The 19,376-nt window shown below is 42.9% G+C and carries 19 protein-coding genes; 7 read left to right on the top strand and 12 right to left on the bottom strand.

The genetic code is table 11. The annotated features are described in order from the left end of the window. Positions 1–10: 10 nt before the first annotated feature. The 8 genes from DZ860_RS21500 to aspA form a co-directional block, all read right to left on the bottom strand. On the bottom strand, positions 11–508 hold the full coding sequence (locus tag DZ860_RS21500; RefSeq protein WP_120035116.1) for a hypothetical protein: 498 nt from the start codon (positions 506–508) through the stop codon (positions 11–13). A gap of 230 nt (positions 509–738) precedes the next feature. After that, positions 739–2,466: a sodium:solute symporter family protein gene (locus tag DZ860_RS21495; RefSeq protein WP_120035115.1), complete on the bottom strand. Its 1,728-nt coding sequence runs from the start codon at positions 2,464–2,466 to the stop codon at positions 739–741. 12 nt (positions 2,467–2,478) lie between these two features. Continuing rightward, positions 2,479–2,742 carry a DUF4212 domain-containing protein gene (locus DZ860_RS21490; RefSeq protein WP_120035113.1) on the bottom strand — a complete coding sequence of 88 codons (264 nt, stop codon included), beginning with the start codon at positions 2,740–2,742 and terminating at the stop codon, positions 2,479–2,481. 220 nt (positions 2,743–2,962) lie between these two features. After that, entirely contained in the window at positions 2,963–3,589 is a 627-nt protein-coding gene (locus DZ860_RS21485; protein ID WP_120035111.1) for a MarC family protein, read from the bottom strand. Positions 3,590–3,692: 103 nt separating this feature from the next. Then, positions 3,693–4,328, bottom strand: a complete 636-nt coding sequence (locus DZ860_RS21480) for a response regulator transcription factor (RefSeq protein ID WP_120035109.1) — start codon at positions 4,326–4,328, stop codon at positions 3,693–3,695. Positions 4,329–4,485: 157 nt separating this feature from the next. Continuing rightward, positions 4,486–6,279, bottom strand: a complete 1,794-nt coding sequence (locus DZ860_RS21475) for a protein-disulfide reductase DsbD (protein WP_120035160.1) — start codon at positions 6,277–6,279, stop codon at positions 4,486–4,488. A gap of 165 nt (positions 6,280–6,444) precedes the next feature. Next, positions 6,445–7,752: an anaerobic C4-dicarboxylate transporter gene (locus DZ860_RS21470; RefSeq protein WP_120035107.1), complete on the bottom strand. Its 1,308-nt coding sequence runs from the start codon at positions 7,750–7,752 to the stop codon at positions 6,445–6,447. A gap of 135 nt (positions 7,753–7,887) precedes the next feature. Beyond that, complete coding sequence (gene aspA, locus DZ860_RS21465; protein WP_120035105.1) at positions 7,888–9,339, bottom strand: aspartate ammonia-lyase; 1,452 nt, start codon at positions 9,337–9,339, stop codon at positions 7,888–7,890. A 306-nt stretch (positions 9,340–9,645) separates the two neighbouring features. Here aspA and DZ860_RS21460 point away from each other — a divergent pair, with 306 nt between their 5' ends. Next, entirely contained in the window at positions 9,646–10,173 is a 528-nt protein-coding gene (locus tag DZ860_RS21460) for an FxsA family protein (protein ID WP_120035103.1), read from the top strand. 108 nt (positions 10,174–10,281) lie between these two features. Here the strand turns inward: DZ860_RS21460 and trmL are convergent, their stop codons facing one another. The 3 genes from trmL to DZ860_RS21445 all read right to left on the bottom strand — a co-directional run bounded on the left by trmL (position 10,282) and on the right by DZ860_RS21445 (position 12,940). Continuing rightward, positions 10,282–10,761: a tRNA (uridine(34)/cytosine(34)/5-carboxymethylaminomethyluridine(34)-2'-O)-methyltransferase TrmL gene (gene trmL / locus DZ860_RS21455; protein WP_120035101.1), complete on the bottom strand. Its 480-nt coding sequence runs from the start codon at positions 10,759–10,761 to the stop codon at positions 10,282–10,284. A 110-nt stretch (positions 10,762–10,871) separates the two neighbouring features. After that, positions 10,872–12,254: an envelope stress sensor histidine kinase CpxA gene (gene cpxA, locus DZ860_RS21450; protein ID WP_120035100.1), complete on the bottom strand. Its 1,383-nt coding sequence runs from the start codon at positions 12,252–12,254 to the stop codon at positions 10,872–10,874. After that, positions 12,254–12,940 (bottom strand): response regulator, encoded by a 687-nt coding sequence (locus tag DZ860_RS21445; RefSeq protein ID WP_120035098.1) that lies wholly within the window; start codon positions 12,938–12,940, stop codon positions 12,254–12,256. The genes cpxA and DZ860_RS21445 overlap by 1 nt, the downstream gene beginning before the upstream one ends. Before the next feature lie 183 nt (positions 12,941–13,123). Here DZ860_RS21445 and DZ860_RS21440 point away from each other — a divergent pair, with 183 nt between their 5' ends. From DZ860_RS21440 to pfkA, 3 genes are all read left to right on the top strand, one after another. Then, positions 13,124–13,621: a CpxP family protein gene (locus tag DZ860_RS21440; protein WP_120035096.1), complete on the top strand. Its 498-nt coding sequence runs from the start codon at positions 13,124–13,126 to the stop codon at positions 13,619–13,621. Between the two features lie 115 nt (positions 13,622–13,736). Continuing rightward, positions 13,737–14,645, top strand: coding sequence for a CDF family cation-efflux transporter FieF (fieF, locus tag DZ860_RS21435; protein WP_120035094.1), 909 nt, complete (start codon positions 13,737–13,739; stop codon positions 14,643–14,645). A gap of 271 nt (positions 14,646–14,916) precedes the next feature. Then, the gene (pfkA, locus tag DZ860_RS21430; RefSeq protein ID WP_120035092.1) at positions 14,917–15,879 is read left to right on the top strand and encodes a 6-phosphofructokinase; all 963 of its coding nucleotides are present in this window, start codon (positions 14,917–14,919) and stop codon (positions 15,877–15,879) included. A gap of 72 nt (positions 15,880–15,951) precedes the next feature. Here the strand turns inward: pfkA and epmB are convergent, their stop codons facing one another. Then, positions 15,952–16,974, bottom strand: a complete 1,023-nt coding sequence (gene epmB / locus DZ860_RS21425) for an EF-P beta-lysylation protein EpmB (protein ID WP_120035090.1) — start codon at positions 16,972–16,974, stop codon at positions 15,952–15,954. A gap of 33 nt (positions 16,975–17,007) precedes the next feature. Here epmB and efp point away from each other — a divergent pair, with 33 nt between their 5' ends. The 3 genes from efp to rraA all read left to right on the top strand — a co-directional run bounded on the left by efp (position 17,008) and on the right by rraA (position 19,187). Continuing rightward, complete coding sequence (efp, locus tag DZ860_RS21420) at positions 17,008–17,574, top strand: elongation factor P (RefSeq protein ID WP_120035088.1); 567 nt, start codon at positions 17,008–17,010, stop codon at positions 17,572–17,574. A 113-nt stretch (positions 17,575–17,687) separates the two neighbouring features. Beyond that, on the top strand, positions 17,688–18,605 hold the full coding sequence (locus tag DZ860_RS21415; RefSeq protein WP_120035086.1) for a 1,4-dihydroxy-2-naphthoate polyprenyltransferase: 918 nt from the start codon (positions 17,688–17,690) through the stop codon (positions 18,603–18,605). Positions 18,606–18,680: 75 nt separating this feature from the next. Further along, a complete protein-coding gene (gene rraA, locus DZ860_RS21410) occupies positions 18,681–19,187 on the top strand; it encodes a ribonuclease E activity regulator RraA (protein ID WP_120035084.1) in 507 nt (168 codons plus the stop codon). The last annotated feature ends 189 nt before the right edge of the window (positions 19,188–19,376 follow it).

The following is a 19,376-nucleotide window of genomic DNA, read 5'->3' as shown; positions in this document are numbered from 1 at the left end:
GACCTTATATTTATTGGGCTTTATGGTCTTCAGTGAAGAGTGTTTCGTAGGTAACAAAAGCCGTTTGTGTGTCACCATAATAGACAGTGCCATCAGCTTGAATGGCAACTCTTAACCAGCTTTGATCGGATTTAGGTGCAGGTAATACAACATTCCAATTTAAATTCGAGCTGTCTATTGCATTCATATTGATTGGGGGTGCAGTTTGATCTTCACTATCCACTAAAGAAACTTTTACCCCATCTAAAGCAAATTTTGATTTGAGCGAGAGAGTCAGGTCGGAACTTGAGAGTGCTTCTGAGCGAAATTGTACTTTGAATTCGCCATTTGCCATATCGCATAAACCACTGGTATAGCGACAATTCGATTTGCTGACTAATTTATATTCTTGGCCTTCTTTGGCTGCGTGTGGCTTTTCACTGAGAGCGAGGTCTGTGCCGACATAGGCGAGAATAGAAAGAATAGGGGCGACTAACAGCGCAATGAGAATGTGCTTGTTTTTGAACATAGAGGCTTCCTTGCAGCTACGGTTTCGGGGCTAAAATGTATACCAATTTGGTTAAGTAATGGTGTGTTTCTACTCATTAATAACGTAAGTGTCGAACAATTAAGAGTGGATTGTCGGTTGCATTCCTAGTGTGATGTGCTGGGCAATCACTTATTCAGATTGATACAAGATAAACAGAGTTGCTTGAATAAAAAAGCCCCCGTAGGGGCTTTTGTGGTTTGGATTAGATTTTAGTGGTCAACTGCGTCGCCAGCACCTGCTGGTACACGTACGTGTTCGACTAAATCTTTTACTTCTTGCGGTGTTTCAGCTGTTACACGAGATACAGCGAATGCCACGATGAAGTTGAATAGTGCACCAATTGCGCCGAATGCGTTTGGCTCAATACCGAAGAACCAGTTGCTACCCCAGCTCTTTAGGTATGTCCAATCAGCAACGAATAGAATGCCTTTGTGTTGGAATACGTAGAATAGCGTGATGGTAATACCTGCAACCATACCGGCAATTGCGCCTTCTTTGTTGATGCTCTTACTAAAGATACCCATCATCAATGCAGGGAAGATAGAGGACCCTGCCAAGCCAAATGCCAGAGCCACCGTACCGGCGGCAAAGCCAGGTGGGTTGAGCCCTAGATAGCCTGCGACCCCGATGGCCACCGCCATTGCAATACGACTTGCCATCAGCTCTTTCTTCTCCGAGATATTTGGATTGATCACGCCTTTAATCAAGTCATGAGATATCGCAGAAGATATTGCCAAAAGTAGACCAGCTGCGGTTGATAGTGCGGCAGCTAGACCACCAGCGGCAACTAAGGCGATAACCCAGTTAGGTAGTTTCGCAATCTCAGGGTTAGCCAGTACCATGATGTCACGGTCAACTTTTAGCTCGTTAGTTGCTGGGCTTGAGGTGTATTCGATAAGGCCGTCACCGTTCTTATCATCAAAACCAAGTAGACCCGTTTTTTCCCAATTTTTGAACCAATCAGGACGCTCATCGTAAGCAAGGTGCTTACCTGGGGCTGGGTTTACCGTATCCATTAGGTTTAGACGTGCCATTGCAGATACAGCTGGAGCTGTCGTATATAGAATAGCAATGAACAGTAGCGCGTAGCCTGCAGAAGTTCGTGCATCACGTACTTTAGGTACGGTGAAGAAACGGATGATTACATGTGGTAGACCTGCAGTACCGATCATTAGTGACATGGTGTAAACAAACATGTTTAGTGTGTCACCGCGAACGTGTGTGGTGTATTCACTGAAGCCGAGTTCGGTGACCACTTGGTCGAGCCGGTCGAGTAGATAGACATCGGTTCCTGATATGGTACTCCCTAGACCTATTTGCGGTAGTGGATGACCCGTCAGTTGCAGAGAGATAAATATTGCTGGAATAGTGTAAGCAAGAATGAGTACGCAATATTGTGCAATCTGAGTGTAGGTAATCCCTTTCATGCCGCCCATTACAGCGTACATGAATACAATACACATACCGATAAGTAGACCCGTTGAATAATCAACTTCAAGGAATCGACCGAAAGCAACGCCAACACCTTTCATCTGACCGATAACATAAGTCGTTGATGCGATGATTAAACAAACAACAGCTACGATACGAGCAGTCTTTGAGTAGAAACGCTCACCGATAAACTCTGGCACGGTAAATTTGCCAAACTTACGTAAGTAAGGAGCAAGAAGTAGTGCAAGCAATACATAGCCGCCAGTCCAACCCATTAAGAATACAGAACCACCGTATCCCATAAAGGCAATCAGACCTGCCATTGAAATAAATGACGCCGCAGACATCCAGTCAGCCGCTGTCGCCATACCATTGGCAATTGGGTTTACACCGCCGCCCGCAACATAGAACTCTTTTGTTGAGCCAGCACGAGCCCAAATTGCGATACCTATGTAGAGGATGAATGTCGCCCCTACAACTAGGTAAGTAATTGTTTTCAAATCCATCTGAGTTGCTCCTTACTCTTCTACACCAAATTCGCGGTCAATTTGTCTCATCTTCCACGCGTAGTAGAAAATAATGCCTAGAAAGGTGTAAATAGACCCTTGTTGAGCAAACCAGAACCCCAGTTTATAGCCGCCGAGTTGAAATTGGTTTAGTTGGTCAACAAATAAAATCCCACAGCCAAAAGATACAACAAACCAAATAACCATTAGTCCGATCATTAGTCTTACGTTCTTTTGCCAGTAAGCTTTGGCGCGTTCCTGACTTTCAAATGCCATTGCCGTCTCCTTACGCATGTTTATTGTTAATAAAATGTTTCAAGAGTTACAATAGCAAGGTGACGACAAGAACTCATTTCAACTTTAGTCTTGATCGGTATTGATATAAACGCCCGAGAAGTGGGCGTTTTTATAGAATGGACTTGAATAGTGTGATGTTAAGGGGATGTTAATTTAGCCAAAGGTCTAATGCAGGTTAGGCCGCCTCCCCAAAAAATCCTTAGAGAGCGTAAAAATCTTTGATTCCTAATAATAAATTATTAAGAGCAATTGCCGCTAGGATAAGCCCCATAACGCGACTGATGATCGCTGCACCTACGTTACCAATCCATTTTTGAATGACGGTTGCTCCAAGTAGTAGCAGTAGGGTTAACAGCAGTACTAGTAACATGATCCCAGCGGTTATGCTCTGATCCATGAGAGAGTAGCGGTGGTTATCGGTGAGCATGACAATTGCCATCATGGCTCCCGGAGAGGCGATGGATGGTATTGCCAGTGGGTAAACTGCCAGATCCGCAAGATCAGAATGGCTAATATCTTTAGACAACTTGGTCTCTTGATCGGGTTTGCTCTCACCAAAAATCATCGTAAGAGCAAAAAGTAATAAGACCAAGCCTCCAGCAGCTTGAAATGCAGGAAGTGGAATTTGCATAGCTTCTAATAAGAACTGTCCTGCAATAAGAAAAAACAGTAGGACACCCGCAGCAATCGCAATGGCTTTTAAAGCGACCAGTCGACGTTGTTTGGCAGTAAGATGTTGGGTTTGAGCAAGGTAGACTGGAACAGATCCGACAGGATCAATTACAGCCCATAAAACGACGAATTGAGTAATGATGACGCTGAGCATGTAGGCACTCCCAGAGTTGGTGAACAGAGGGATAAAAGTACTTTTAAGAGTAGCTTAAATAGCGTGTGCGTAAGTTAGCTCAATGTTATAGATGGATATACTGTTAAGTATCCGATTCCAGTTGTTGCAATAAGATAACGGCTTGAGTTCTATTTTTCACCCCGAGTTTTCTGAAAATAGCGGTCATATGCGCTTTAATCGTCGCTTCAGAAACGTTGAGTTCATAAGCAATTTGCTTGTTCAGTAAACCATCGGAAAGCATCCCTAAAACCTTGTACTGCTGAGGTGTTAGTGTTGATATTTTTTGGGCTAGATCGTTACAGGCAGCATTGTTGGTGATTGATCCCTCTGGGAAGAATGGTTCACCTTCTAGAACTTGGTTGAGGGCGCTGATCAGTTCGCGCATATCGCTCGATTTTGGAATAAACCCAAAAGCACCATGGCTTTTAACTTGTGTGACAACTGAAGAGTCTTCACTGGCAGAAATAACGACAATCGGTAGTTCAGGATATTCGGCTCTAAGTTGGATAAGGCCTGACATTCCATTTGCCCCCGGCATTTTTAGATCCAATAACAATAAATCGGGTTCATTTTCTTTGCTTAAAAGGGTTAATAAGGCATCGAGAGAATCGGCTTCTAATAGATTGGCACCACTTATCGCCATATGGACGGATTGAAAGAGCGCATTGCGAAAGAGTGGATGATCGTCGGCGATGATAATGGTGTAAGTCGAATCCATGACGTTAAGCACTTATGATTATTTGGTTAAATTTATTATTGTCACCTTTGCTTGTGTGGACAATGTTTATACCCTAAAAGTCTGAACCAAATCGACTTTTGGCTTATGTTTCATAAGAATAACAACGCCAGCGTGAAGTGCGCTGGCGTTGCTAACATTATAGTTTGTAGTGATTTAGATGCTCTAAAAATGGTGTTGCTTCCATAAAACCAGTAATTCGTGCCGCAGGAAGAGGATTTCCTTGCTGATCCCAGAACTCGATAGTTGGTAACCCTAACACATTCATTTTGCTTAACAGCTCGATATCTTGTGCTTGGTTTCGAGTTACATCGGCTTGCAGTAATACAATGTTTTGCAGCTTGTTTGCGACATCAACGTGATGGAATGTGTATTTTTCAAACTCTTTGCAGGCAACACACCAGTCAGCGTAAAAATCTAGCATAACGGGCTTTCCTGACTCTTTTGCTAGTACCAATTGTTTTTCTAGATCGGTGACATTATTCACTTTGATAAATTGAACTTGTGGTATTGTTGCGGTTTCATGCTGTGGAGCAAACCAATAGTTGAGAAGCGGTTGTGCGGACGCAAAAAGACCTAGGACAGCAATAATCCCGACTATACTTTGTTTCCATCCACCAAACGGTAACGTATTTTTTGTATGGTATAGCCAGCTAAATGCCACTAAACCGAGAGCTGCCCATAAACCAGTTGTCCAAGCTTCTGGTAGAATTCTTTCCAATAAGAAAAGCGGCGCGGCTAGCAGAATAAAGCCAAAGAGTACTTTAATTTTATCCATCCAACTGCCAGCTTTAGGGAGCAGTTTATTACCGAATACGGCCACGAGTATTAACGGGATCCCCATACCCAGCGCAAGAGCGTATAAAGCCACACCACCAGTCAGTAAGTCACCACTTTGCGCAACATAGAGTAGTGCTCCAGAAAGTGGCGCAGTTGTGCATGGCGAGCAAACTAACCCAGAGATTGCTCCCATCGCAAATGCTCCCCAAGTATGTCCACCTTGCTGTTTATTACTCAGATTGTTAAGCCATGTTTGCACATTACTAGGAAGCTGTAGGCTATATACTCCAAACATAGATAGTGCGAGAGCAATGAACATTACACTGAGGCCAATAAGGACATAAGGATGCTGCATAGCCGCTTGGAACTGCATTCCCGCCGAGGCGACAACTAACCCCAAAAGCGTATAAGTTAGAGCCATTCCTTGTACATAAATAAACGAAAGGGCTAAAGCTCGACGGTGGGATAGCTTGCCATTACCTAGAACAATACTGGTTAAAATTGGGTACATAGGTAGGACGCAGGGTGTAAAGGCAAGACCAACTCCTAATGCTAAAAAGAGAATAGGGGTCCACCAATTGTTCTCAAGCTTTGATACTAAACTTGAATCTTTGCTGACTTGAAGAGTGTCACTGTTTTGTCCACTTGGTGTTTGAGTTGTGTTATTCACAACAGCCGTTGTTGCATCGATTGCTGAATCAGAAAACGGAGTGAGTTCAATAACCCTAGTTTCTGGCGGATAGCAAAATCCAGCTTTAGCACAGCCTTGGTATTGAACAATTAAACGGGCACCAGTTTGATATTGACTAAGAGAAATATCAACGAAAAGTGGGTCGGTATAAATATGAACATCACCGAAAAACTCATCTTTATGCGGTTCGCCGTTAAGCATGTCGACAGGGCCGATTTTGACATTCTCACCGCTGATAGAGATTCGTTCTTGGTAGAGGTAATAGTCTGGTTTTACTTGCCAATCAAGGGAAATGAGGTTGCCTTGTTGGTAAGCACTAAACGGAAAAGCTTCGTTTACAGGAACGAACGTATTGGTGCTTGCACCAAATGTCGGCGCATTATTATTGTTTCCAAACAATGCGAAAGCTGGCGTCGATATGATCGAAGTGCACAGCAATAAGAGCGATAAAGCGAAACGCATAAAAAAGTCACTTGAGTAAATTTGATTCATTTTAACCCAATAAGACAGGTGTGAGTGGTTTTTAGTTTCAAGTGATAGTGAATTAAATCACCATGTTTACTTCAGATTACTTAGCGACAGAGATAAAAAAAGGGACCGAAGTCCCTTTATTTGATAATCACAGAGCTAGATAAGTAGGCCACCAAAAGCAAAACCTAATGCTACAGCAGAGCTAATTGTAGCTACACCAGGTAGGAAGAAAGGATGGTTAAATACATATTTACCGATACGAGTGGATCCCGTGTCATCCATTTCTACTGCTGCAAGTAGTGTTGGGTAAGTTGGCAATACAAACAGTGCACTAACGGCTGCAAAAGACGCAACTGCGGTTAATGGTGCAACGCCAATCGCCAGTGCTGCAGGCATTAAGGCTACGGTAGTCGCGCCTTGTGAGTACAAAAGCATAGAGGCGCAGAATAAAATCAAAGCAAGCATCCATGGGTAATCAGCTAGTAATTCACCCGCCACCTCTTTGATGCCATCTACATGCGCATTTACAAATGTAGAACCTAACCATGCAACCCCAAGAACGCAGACACAAGCAGTCATACCTGAACGAAATGTTGCAGCAGATGCTATTTTGGAAGCGTCAATTTTAGTGACCACAACAATAGCTGCTGCCGCTGCAAGCATGAATGTCATGATTGCTTCGTTTCGACCAAGGGCTGGATTTTCAATCAACCCAATAGAACTGGAAATCGCAGCGGCATAACATACAACAAAGGCGATCGCTGCAAGGAAGATAAATGTCGCCGTTTTGGCTGTTGGCAAGAGCTCGCGTTTCTCAACATTGCTTAGTTTGATTAAGCCTTTTTCTAGACGCTCTTGGTAAATAGGATCATCTTTCAACTCGCTACCCATGAAGTTGGCAACAAAAGCACCGATCATACATGCGATAAAAGTCGTTGGAATACAAACGGCTAGAAGAGTTAAGTAATCAACACCTTTAGGCGCTAACATCGCAGCGAAAGCGACAACAGCGGCAGAGATTGGTGATGCGGTAATGGCAATCTGAGATGCAACAACGGCAATAGAAAGTGGACGAGATGGGCGAATACCTTGCCCTTTAGCTACTTCGGCAATAACCGGTAGAGTAGAAAAAGCTGTATGGCCAGTACCTGCCATTAACGTCATAAGAAAAGTGACGATAGGTGCATAGAAAGTGATACGTTCAGGGTGTTTACGCAGAAAATTTTCAGCAACTTCAACTAACCAATCCATTCCTCCAGCGACTTGCATCGCTGCGATAGCCGTAATTACCGACATAATGATGAGAATAACATCAACGGGAATAAAAGCTTGGCTGGTTGGAACACCTAATATTAATGAGAGCGCAATGACACCAGCACCCCCAGCAAGTCCTATACCTATTCCCCCGATACGCGCTCCTATAAAAATAAAGAGCAGGACGACAAACAGTTCAACTGCCACCATAGTGAGACCCTCGTGTAATTGTAATGATTTGTATTTGATGGATTTATTATAGTTATTCCATCTTTGAGCTACGGTTTAAGCAACCGTGCTAAATAGAGTGCTAAAAAAGGGCCCCCTCTGGGACCCTTGTTTAGATTATTCGTAGCGCTTGGCTTTATACGTTGGATGCATGAAGTTTTCAACGGAAAGAATGTCATCTAGCTCTTCTGCGCTTAGAAGACCACGCTCAAGAACGACTTCTCGAACACTCTTACCAGTCTCTGCACAGATTTTACCTACGATATCACCCTCATGGTGACCAATGTATGGGTTTAGGTAAGTTACGATACCGATAGAGTTGTAAACGTAGTTTTCACACGTTTCTTTGTTAACAGTGATGCCGTCGATACACTTGTCGCGTAGGTTCACACACGCATTGTGAAGTAGAGAAATTGACTCAAATACGCTTTGAGCAATAACTGGTTCCATTACGTTCAGCTGTAGCTGGCCGCCTTCTGCTGCGAAAGAAACAGTGTTGTCGTTACCTAGTACTTTGAAGCAAACTTGGTTCACAACTTCTGGAATTACAGGGTTTACTTTCGCTGGCATGATAGATGAGCCAGCTTGTAGCTCAGGTAGGTTCAACTCATTGAAACCAGTACGAGGGCCAGAAGAAAGTAGACGTAAGTCGTTACAGATTTTAGATAGTTTAACCGCAAGGCGCTTAAGTGCACCGTGAGTCATTACGTAAGCACCGCAGTCAGATGTCGCTTCGATTAAGTCTTCAGCAGCAACCACTTCTAGACCCGTTACTTCAGCTAGGTGTTTTACTGCAAGCGCTTGGTAACCCGTAGGAGCATTTAAGCCTGTACCGATAGCTGTTGCACCAAGGTTGATTTCAAGTAGCAGCTTTGACGTGTACTCAAGTACGCGAATTTCTTCATTGATGGTTACGGCCCAAGCATGGAACTCTTGACCAACAGTCATTGGCACAGCATCTTGAAGCTGAGTACGACCCATCTTAAGAATGCCACTGAATTCTTGCGCTTTAAGTTCAAATGCGCCTTTCAAGTATTCAATTGCTTCAATCAATTTAAGTACGCTGTTGTATACAGCGATACGGAACCCTGTTGGGTACGCACAGTTTGTTGATTGGCTTTTGTTAACGTGATCGTTTGGATTGATGAATTGGTACTGACCTTTCTCTTTACCCATTAGCTCAAGAGCAACGTTCGCGATAACTTCGTTAGTGTTCATGTTCACTGACGTGCCAGCACCACCTTGATATACATCTGATGGGAACTGATCCATACACTTGCCAGTTTCAAGGATAAGATCACACGCTTCAAGAATATAATCAGCGACATCTTTTGGAATCGCACCAAGCTCTTTGTTAGCAAGCGTTGCTGCTTTCTTCGTCATGATCATGCCGCGCACAAACTCAGGAACGTCAGAGATTGTCATGCTAGAGATGTTGAAGTTCTCAATTGCGCGCAAAGTGTGAATGCCGTAATAAGCGTCTGCTGGAACGTGACGTTGGCCTAGAAGATCTTCTTCAATACGTGTTGCAGTGGTAGTGCCTAGAGGGGTATCGATTAAGGTAGTCATAACAGGATCCTTAGTGAATCATTCTGGTTATAAATTAATATTCTAGCCATTCCGCGGTTAAAGAATCCGTTCGTCAGAATTTTTGGCTGCGTAATCCATCCTGTCTTCTGTGGCACATGATACTGTACTGGACACATAAAAATAGTAACTGGATCACCTTTTTCATTATTTATTCGTCATTATTTTTCAAACTATGAACAGGTTGTGAATAGAAAAACTAAAGCGTAACCAGTCACGCTTTTTTACAGGATAAATTTGAGCTTCTCAGCGGTTTCCAATTACACTGAAGTCAACAAAGGAGGGCTTGTGTTTCCTATCTTATTATTGCTATTTATCTTCGTTCCAATCATCGAAATTGGTTTATTTATTAAGGTGGGTGGTTTTCTTGGTCTTTGGCCAACGATAGCCCTCGTTCTGATCACGGCATTTGTTGGTGCTTCATTGGTACGTAGTCAAGGTTTACAAACTTTGATGTCTGTTCAAAACAAGCTTCAGCAAGGAGAATTACCGGCTCAACAAATCGTTGAAGGGGTAATGTTGGCAATAGCTGGGATCTTATTGCTAACTCCTGGCTTTATGACTGACGCATTGGGTATGTTGATCTTATTGCCAGCTCCACGAGCGATTATTGCTAAATACTTGATGGGGAAAATGGTCGTAAAATCGATGCATAGTGGTATGCACGGTGGTTTTCAGGGCGGATTTGGTCAGAATCCATATCAGCAAGACCCTTTTCATCGTGGTCCTTTTGATTCACGTGATAATGATAGCAATACATTTGAGGGTGAATTTGAGCGTAAAGATGATGGAAATGACCGCAACAAATTGAATTGATCGAGTTTGCTGCTTTTATGCTTATAGAGAGACAAGACTAACAATAGAAAAAGGCGCTATATCAGCGCCTTTTTTGCATCTTATCGAGTCGTATTAATAGCCTCGAGATTACAGAGCTCCGTCAAAGCCCATCTGACGCCATGCTTCAAATGCAATAATCGCGACAGCATTAGATAGATTTAGGCTACGCGCATCAGGCATCATTGGAATGCGTAAGCGTTGTTCCATTGGCAGTTTTTCAATAATCTCAGCAGGTAGGCCACGTGTTTCAGGGCCAAACATTAATACGTCCCCAGCTTGAAATTTTGCATCGACATGATGACCTGTTGTTTTGGTCGTACACGCAAATAATCGAAACTCACCTTGGCGTTCATTGGTCAGATAATCAAGAAATGCTTGATAATTTTTATGGCGAGTCACGCGAGCTAAATCGTGATAATCCAACCCGGCGCGGCGGACCTTTTTTTCTTCTAGATCAAAACCTAACGGTTCGATTAAATGTAAGTTAGCGCCACAGTTAGCGCAAAGACGGATTATATTTCCCGTATTAGGGGCAATTTCAGGCTCATAAAGGGCGATATCAAACATAACGTGCCAATTTCAGAAAGGGAAAGGTTGGCAGTATAAATGGGCGACTTAGATAAGTCCAAGCCGCCATTGTCATAGGAAGTTACGCAGAGTAAGCAACACCAGCTAAATTATATCTGTGCGTTGATCGGTAATGTTATTTCTATTCGTAAACCACCAAGTGTGCTGCGTTTGGCTGTAATCGTTCCACTGTGTTGGCGAATCGCATTTTCGGTAATGGCAAGTCCAAGCCCGGTCCCGCCAGAGTGACGATCTCGAGCGGTTGATACACGATAAAAAGGACGGAATATCGCCTCTAACTCTTGTTCAGGAACCCCATCACCATTGTCATCAACGGTAACAGTAATATGATCACGGCTCGCCTCGATATCGACTTCAACATGATTATGTCCATAGTAAATCGCATTGCGGATAATATTATCTAGTGCGCTCATCAAGAGTTTTGGGTTACCAGTAATCGTACGTTCAGGGATTGGTGGGTAAGTAAGGGATTTACCGTGCTGTTGTGCTTCAAATTCTGCATCACTAAGAATCGCTTCCCATAAACTTACAACAGATTGTTCTTCACGTTCTGAGTGGCTGTTGACTTGAATTCGTGAAAGTTCAAGTAGTTCGCCAATCATCTGTTCTAAGCGTTGAGCTTCGGTGTCAATCCGAGTTAATTCTGCGCTTTCACCTTGCTTGCGTTTTGCTAGAGCTGTCGCCATTCGTAACCGTGTTAATGGTGAACGCAGTTCATGGGAAATATCAGATAATAAGCGTTGTTGCCCTGAGATCATCTGATTAACGGCTTCTACCATTTGATTAAAGCTTGCACCGGCCTGGCGAAATTCACTTGTGCCTTTCTCCAAGGTTAAATCTACTGCAAATTCACCATTGGCAACACGTCTTGCGGCTCTTTCCAGCTTTCGAGCTGGTTGGCTTAACGCCCATGCCAGCCAGAGCAGCAGGGGAGTGCTGACAATCATGACGGCAAGTAACAGCTGTAATGGTTTATCAAATAGGCGCAATAAGAACGGTGGTGGTTGATTCCATTTTACACCAACATATAAGCGTAATGATTGATCAGCCAAAGTGATAGGGAGTGGACCAGCCAGCATGTAGTGACCATACAACTTCTGTTGTGGTGTATCACTATCATTAATGGTGGCAATAAAGTTCTTTAACGCTTTCACGCGATAATCTTTATGTTTTTTGGTTGTTAATATATTGCCATCGGTATCGGTTAAGAACAGGCGAGGTCGAGAATCTCTAGGTGAACGAGGTTCATCTAGACGAAATAAAATTCGGTTTAAATTGGTTTCATTCCGCGCATTTTTTTCTAGATTGAGTTTTATTTTCTCAAGACGCTGGAATTGATCGCTTGGGATATCACGGGGTTTTCTTGGGTCCAAATGCGGCAAAGACAGTACCGCAATAAGTACTAAGAACATGGTAAACCAAAAGATAGCAAAGATACGCCCATACAGACTCGTTATTTTAGGAAAGCGCATTACCCTTCCTCAACCAATAAATAACCTCGTCCACGCAGGGTTTTAATGCGAGGTTTTTCATCGCTGCGTTCAGGGAGTTTTTTACGTAAATTGGATACGTGCATATCTATCGCTCGGTCAAAAGCCGCTAAGCGTTTCCCAAGAACATCGAGGCTTAATGCTTCTTTAGTGATGGTTTGTCCTGGGTATTGAATGAAATGACTTAATAGAGCAAATTCAGTGGTGGTTAGGTCGAGTAATTTTCCTTGGCAGTAAGCTTCCTGCTTTCCAGGGAATACTTGAATATCCTGATATTCAATCTTATCACTGCTTTTTACTGATGCAGAGTGTTGAGTCCGGCGCAAAATAGCTCGTATTCTAGCTAGTAACTCTCGGTCACTGAACGGTTTTGGTAGGTAATCATCCGCTCCTAACTCTAAGCCTATTACGCGATCGATTTCTTCACCCTTGGCGGTAAGCATCAGTACCGGCGTTTCCCACTGTTCTCGAATACGCTTTAATGTTTCTGTGCCATTGAGTACTGGCATCATGACATCTAATAAGATGAGATCAATTTCTTGGGTCAGCATGGTTAAGCCCACTTCGCCATTATTAGCTTCAGATACGGTAAATCCCTCAAAACTTAATACCTCTTTGAGTAAGCTTGTCAGTTCAGTATCGTCATCAATCAATAATATATGCGCCATAATTTTGCTCTATCAAATGTCATTAAGCTTATATTACTGATAAACGATTAGGATATTGAGCTTAATTATTCGTCTTTACGATTCTTTACGCTTCATCTACGTTGCTTTACGTAGTAACTATTAATCTAGTATCAAGTGCTGTGAAGACAGCGCAATTCACTCACTGAAATAAAAGGTACGATTATGAAAAATGCTAAGAAACTTGTATTGGCTGCCGTTGTTCTTCCACTGACTTTAGCGACAACAAGTGCATTCGCATTTGGTGGCGGAAAAGGTCATGACAAAGGTCCACATGGGGAGTGTGGTATGGATCGTGGCATGTGGCGTCAGCTTGATTTAACCGATGCACAAAAAACACAACTAAAAGAGATGCGTGAGTCGGGTAAAGAACAGATGCGTGAAAAGCATAAAGAGCAGTTTGCAGCGCACCAAGCAGAGCGTCAAGCGATGCAAGATCAGGTAAACCAACTGGTTTTAGCGGATACATTTGACCAAGCGTCAGCCAATGAACTCGCGAAGCAAATGGTTGAAAAACAAACAGAGCGTAAAGTGAAAATGCTTGAGAAACAGCATCAAATGTTGAGCATTTTAACGCCTGAACAAAAAGAACAATATGTTGAGTTAAAAAAAGAGCGTATGACGAAGTGCCAAGATAAAATGCAAAAGCATTTCTCTAAGTAATATTCGTTTCGATTGTAATAATAGGCGACCATTTTGGGTCGCCTTGTTGGTTTCATACGAATTTATTATTAGACTGGTTATAATTTGAAAATGGATCATCGAGATATAACCGTATATGAAACAAGAGTATGCACGCCTAGTCACCCTTGCCGCTTGGACCGCAACCATTGTTGCTAGCTTATTGCTGGTGGTAAAACTGGTCGCTTGGTGGATAACCGGCTCTGTCAGCTTACTGGCCTCTTTAATTGATTCCTTGCTAGATATCGGTGCGTCACTGATTAACCTCGTGGTGGTACGTTATTCGTTACAACCTGCTGACAGAGAGCACACATTCGGTCATGGTAAAGCGGAATCATTAGCGGCATTAGCCCAGGCGATGTTTATCTCCGGATCCGCAGTTTTCCTTATTCTAAATGGAATAGAGCGCTTCTTCCGACCTCATGAACTTCAGTCACCTCAATATGGAGTTTATGTCAGTTTCTTTGCCATCGTGGTGACGTTTGCACTCGTCAGATTCCAAAAGCATGTCGTGAAAAAAACCGGCAGCCAAGCGATTGCTGCTGATTCACTCCATTACCAATCTGACTTATATATGAATGCGGCGATTATGGTTGCGTTGGGCTTAAGTTGGTTTGGTTTAGGGCAAGCGGACTCTGTTTTTGCTGTAGCGATTGGTTTTTTCATCCTTTACAGCGCCTTTAAAATGGTAAGTCAAGCGGTACAAACACTGTTAGATCATCAATTACCCGAAGAAGAATTAGTAACGATCCGTACTGTTTGCCAAGGAGTCGATGGCGTACTCGGTGTTCATCAGTTACGCACACGTATATCTGGACCTGTCCGCTTCATTCAGCTTCATTTAGAATTAAATGACAATATTCCTCTAATCGAAGCTCACCGAATTTCCGATGAAGTAGAACGCCGTTTACTTGAGACTTTTCCTGAGGCTGACATCTTGATTCATCAAGATCCGTATTCGGTCGTTTTTGCGGCTGAAAAGAATCAAAAGTCGCAAGGATGGTAGTGAGGAAAGTAGGACAAATGCGCATACTTTGTCTATCTTTTCAACAGTTATAACATTTTAGTGTGATACTGATGTGCATCAAAACAGCAAAATGACAAAGCTGTAATACTCTTACATAAGTAGAAAAGTTACATAATTTGGCGTAAATAAAAGTAGTATTCCCTACGAGTAAATGTACCATATTAGCCAATTATAAAAATTTGGTCTGGGGGCTTTTTGAAAGCCTCTAACGTAAAAATTGAAATAAGATTCCCAAAAGTTGAGGGTGAGCATGATTAAGAAGATCGGTGTTTTGACCAGTGGTGGTGACGCTCCTGGCATGAACGCAGCAGTGCGTGGTGTTGTCCGTACAGCTCTGTCTGAAGGCTTAGAAGTCTACGGTGTGTATGATGGTTATCTAGGCCTTTACGAAGGTCGCATTAAGCAACTTGATCGTTCAAGTGTTTCGGATGTTATTAACCGTGGTGGTACGTTTTTAGGTTCAGCTCGTTTTCCTGAGTTTCGAGATGTAGAAATTCGTGAAAAAGCGATCGAAAACTTAAAAGAACACGGCATCGACGCACTTGTTGTGATCGGTGGTGATGGTTCATACATGGGTGCGAAAAAGCTGACAGAAATGGGTTACCCATGTATTGGCTTACCGGGCACTATCGATAACGATATCGCAGGTACTGATTACACGATTGGCTACTTAACAGCATTAAATACAGTTATTGATGCGATCGACCGCCTACGTGATACTTCTTCTTCTCACCAACGTATTTCTATCGTAGAAATCATGGGCCGTCACTGTGGTGACTTGACTCTGATGTCTGCGATTGCTGGTGGTTGTGAGTACATGATTACGCCTGAAACTGGCCTTGATAAGCAACAGCTAATCAATAATATCCAAGATGGTATTGATAAAGGCAAAAAGCACGCAATCATCGCTCTGACGGAATTGATGATGGATGCGAACGAACTAGCAAAAGAGATTGAAGCGGCAACGGGTCGTGAAACTCGTGCAACAGTTCTAGGCCACATTCAACGTGGTGGACGTCCTACTGCATTTGACCGTGTTCTTGCATCTCGTATGGGTAACTATGCGGTTCACCTATTGTTAGAAGGCCATGGCGGCCGTTGTGTCGGCATTCAACGAGAGCAACTGGTTCATCACGATATTATCGATGCGATCGAGAATATGAAACGCCCAGTTCGCGATGACCTTTACAAGGTTGCAGAAGAGCTATTCTAATTTAATCGTTAAGAATGCATGATATAAAAAACCACCTGATTAAGGTGGTTTTTTTATGCTTGATTTTTATGATTATTCTAAATGCAAGTCGAGTGGTGTCTTGCTCGGGCGACCACCAAGTTCTCGGGCAAGCTTTGGTACTAAATAACCTGATGTATCCTCTAATACTCCCGCCATAATTTTTCTAGCTTGTTCATCAGAGACAAAGAAATGGGCCGCACCCTGAACTTTGTCGAGAACGTGGAGGTAATAAGGAAGAATACCTGCATCAAATAGCGTTTCATTCAATGCGACTTGAGCTCCAACGGTATCATTTACCCCTTTGAGTAACACACCTTGGTTGAGTAGCGTTACGCCAGCATACTTGAGTTTTTGTAACGCCTCTTTGAGCTCGTGATTGATTTCATTACTGTGATTGATATGAGTCACGAGAATCATCTGCAACCGAGACTGTGAAAGAAGCTCGATGAGTTTAGGAGTTATACGTGCAGGAATGACTACCGGCAATCGAGAGTGGATACGTAGTCGTTTGATATGAGGTATTTGCGCGATACGTTCAATAAGCCACTCAAGTTCAGTGTCTTTCGCCATCAAGGGATCACCACCTGAAAAGATCAGTTCATTGAGCTCAGGATGAAGCGCGACATAATCTAAACCATCTTGCCAAATACGTTTGCTACCTTGATTTTCTTGGTAAGGAAAGTGACGACGGAAACAGTAACGACAGTTCACCGCGCAACCGCCTTTGACGATCATTAACGCTCTGTTTTTGTATTTGTGCAGTAAGCCAGGGATTGCATTGTCCTGCTCTTCAAGTGGGTCTTGAGAGTAGCCATCATGAACCTCAAACTCTTCGGATAACGGCAATACTTGGCGCAAAAGAGGATCATGAGGATTGCCTTTTTCCATTCTATCGACAAAGCTTTGTGGAACACGCTGAGCAAACAACTTCCTAGCTTGAAATCCCTTTCGCCAAGGTGTTGGATCTATCTCGAGGATTTTTAGTAATTTTTCAGGATCAGAGATCCCATTAGCTAGCTGTTTGAGCCAGTTTTGCTCAACAGATTCAACTTTTCGGGTTATGATATGCGGCATTAAGTTTAACTCGAAGAATGGTAAGAGGAAAAAATGGCTACTGTTAGCACGAATGAATTCAAAGGCGGTCTTAAAATTATGCTTGATAACGAGCCGTGTGTCATTCTCGAAAATGAGTTTGTCAAACCGGGCAAAGGTCAGGCATTTAACCGCGTAAGAATCCGTAAGCTGCTTTCTGGTAAAGTTCTAGAGAAAACATTTAAGTCAGGCGACACGGTAGAAGTTGCTGACGTAATGGATATCGATCTAGATTACCTATACAGCGATGGCGAATTCTATCACTTTATGAACAGTGAATCGTTTGAGCAAATCGCTGCAGATATGAAAGCAGTTGGTGAGAGCTCAAAATGGCTTGTTGAAAACAACACTTGTATGTTGACACTTTGGAACGGCAACCCAATCGCTGTTACTCCACCAAACTTTGTTGATCTTGAAGTTGTAGAAACAGATCCAGGTCTAAAAGGTGATACTCAAGGTACTGGTGGTAAACCAGCGACACTGAGCACCGGTGCGGTAGTTCGCGTACCACTATTCATTGCGATTGGCGAAGTGATCAGAGTTGATACTCGTAGCGCAGAATATGTAAGCCGTGTGAAATAATCCAACACATGGATAATGAAAAAGGTCGCTTCGGTGGCCTTTTTTGGTTTTTGCGGTTATTTAATTGATGTGACACAATCCACATTATGGGATATGTCACTACACTGGTATATATGAAACAGTCATTACGAATCTGGCTTGATGCCGCCCGACCTAAAACGCTACCACTAGCACTTGTCTCTATTTTGACTGGCAGTGTATTAGCATTCTCGAGTCACCATTTTTCTTGGATGGTGGCGTTTTTGTCATTCCTGACGGCAACGTTATTGCAGATTTTGTCTAATTTAGCGAATGACTATGGTGATGCTGTCAAAGGGACTGATAATCATCAGCGGCTTGGCCCTATGCGAGCCATTCAATCAGGCGCAGTGACGCCGAAAGTGATGATGCAGGCGATTGTGATTAATATTGTCCTCACAATGTTGGCTGGTCTAACTTTGGTTCTTTATGCGCTAACTAGTTGGCATAGTATTCTTATCTTTATTGGGCTTGGTGTGCTGGCAATAGCCGCGGCGATTGCCTATACCGTTGGTAATAAACCTTATGGTTATGTTGGCCTAGGTGATGTTTCCGTATTTATCTTTTTCGGTTTATTGGGCGTTGCGGGAACGTATTTCCTTCACACAGGTATTGTCGATTTTTCATTGGCGTTACCAGCAATTGGCTGTGGTTTATTGGCGGTAGCGGTACTTAATGTCAATAACATGCGCGATATCGAAAATGATAAAGAGTGCGGTAAACATACTGTGGCTGTGCGCCTTGGTCAAAAACGAGCTAAGCAATACCACTTTGTTTTATTGGGTGGCGCGCTATTGGCGTTTGTCTGCTACCTTTTTCTACAACCAAGCCCACTATGGTTTAGTTTGCCATTTTTAATCAGTGCTATCGTAGTCTATAAACACGGTAAAGCGGTTTGGCTAGCAGAAAAACCAGCGCAGATTGCGCCAATGATGCCTGTTGTCGTTAAGTGTTCATTGGTGACGAATATATTATTTGCTGGGGTGGTTATAGCTCAAACTCTCGTGAGTTAATTGAGCCTTGTCATTGCAATGGCTTAATCAGCCTATATACTCGTGAAGATAACGATCGGTATGAGACGAAATGCTATGGAATACAATACTTCAGCCTTGTGTGATGTCTATCAGGACCAAGTAGATGTTGTCGAACCAATGTTTAGTAATTTTGGCGGTAGTGCCTCTTTTGCTGGCCAGATTACGACAATTAAGTGTTTTGAAGATAATGGTTTAGTTCGTAAAGCTTTAGAGCAAGATGGTTTAGGCCGAGTATTGCTTATCGATGGTGGTGGTTCATTGCGTCGTGCTTTGATTGATGCGGAATTAGCATCGATCGCAGAAGAAAACGAATGGGAAGGCATTGTCGTTTATGGTTGCGTGCGCGAAGTTGATGAGCTTGAAGACATGAGCATTGGCATACAAGCGTTAGCATCAATACCGGTTGGGGCCGCTCAGCAGAGTATTGGCGAGACAGATGTCCCGGTTAATTTTGGTGGTGTAACTTTTATACCCGAAGATTATATTTACGCTGACAATACCGGCATTATTCTTTCTCAAGAGCCGCTAGATGTTGATTTAGAACTGACGGAAGAAGAGTAATCGTTCGATTCATAACAAACACAAATAGAAAAGCCGATCATTAGGTTAATGCTGATCGTTTTAAATAATTGAACGATCCTGAGCAGGGTTCATAATCGGTCTCAACATAGTTGAGGCCGATTTTTTTATGTCTGAGTTTTCTAAAGAGTTACAGATTACCGCTGAGTTTTGCCAAGAACATCATCTCAA

The sequence above is a fragment of the Vibrio sinensis genome, from assembly GCF_003605645.1.
Classification (GTDB): Bacteria; Pseudomonadota; Gammaproteobacteria; order Enterobacterales; family Vibrionaceae; genus Vibrio; species Vibrio sinensis.
This window is presented reverse-complemented; position numbering and strand designations above follow the sequence as displayed.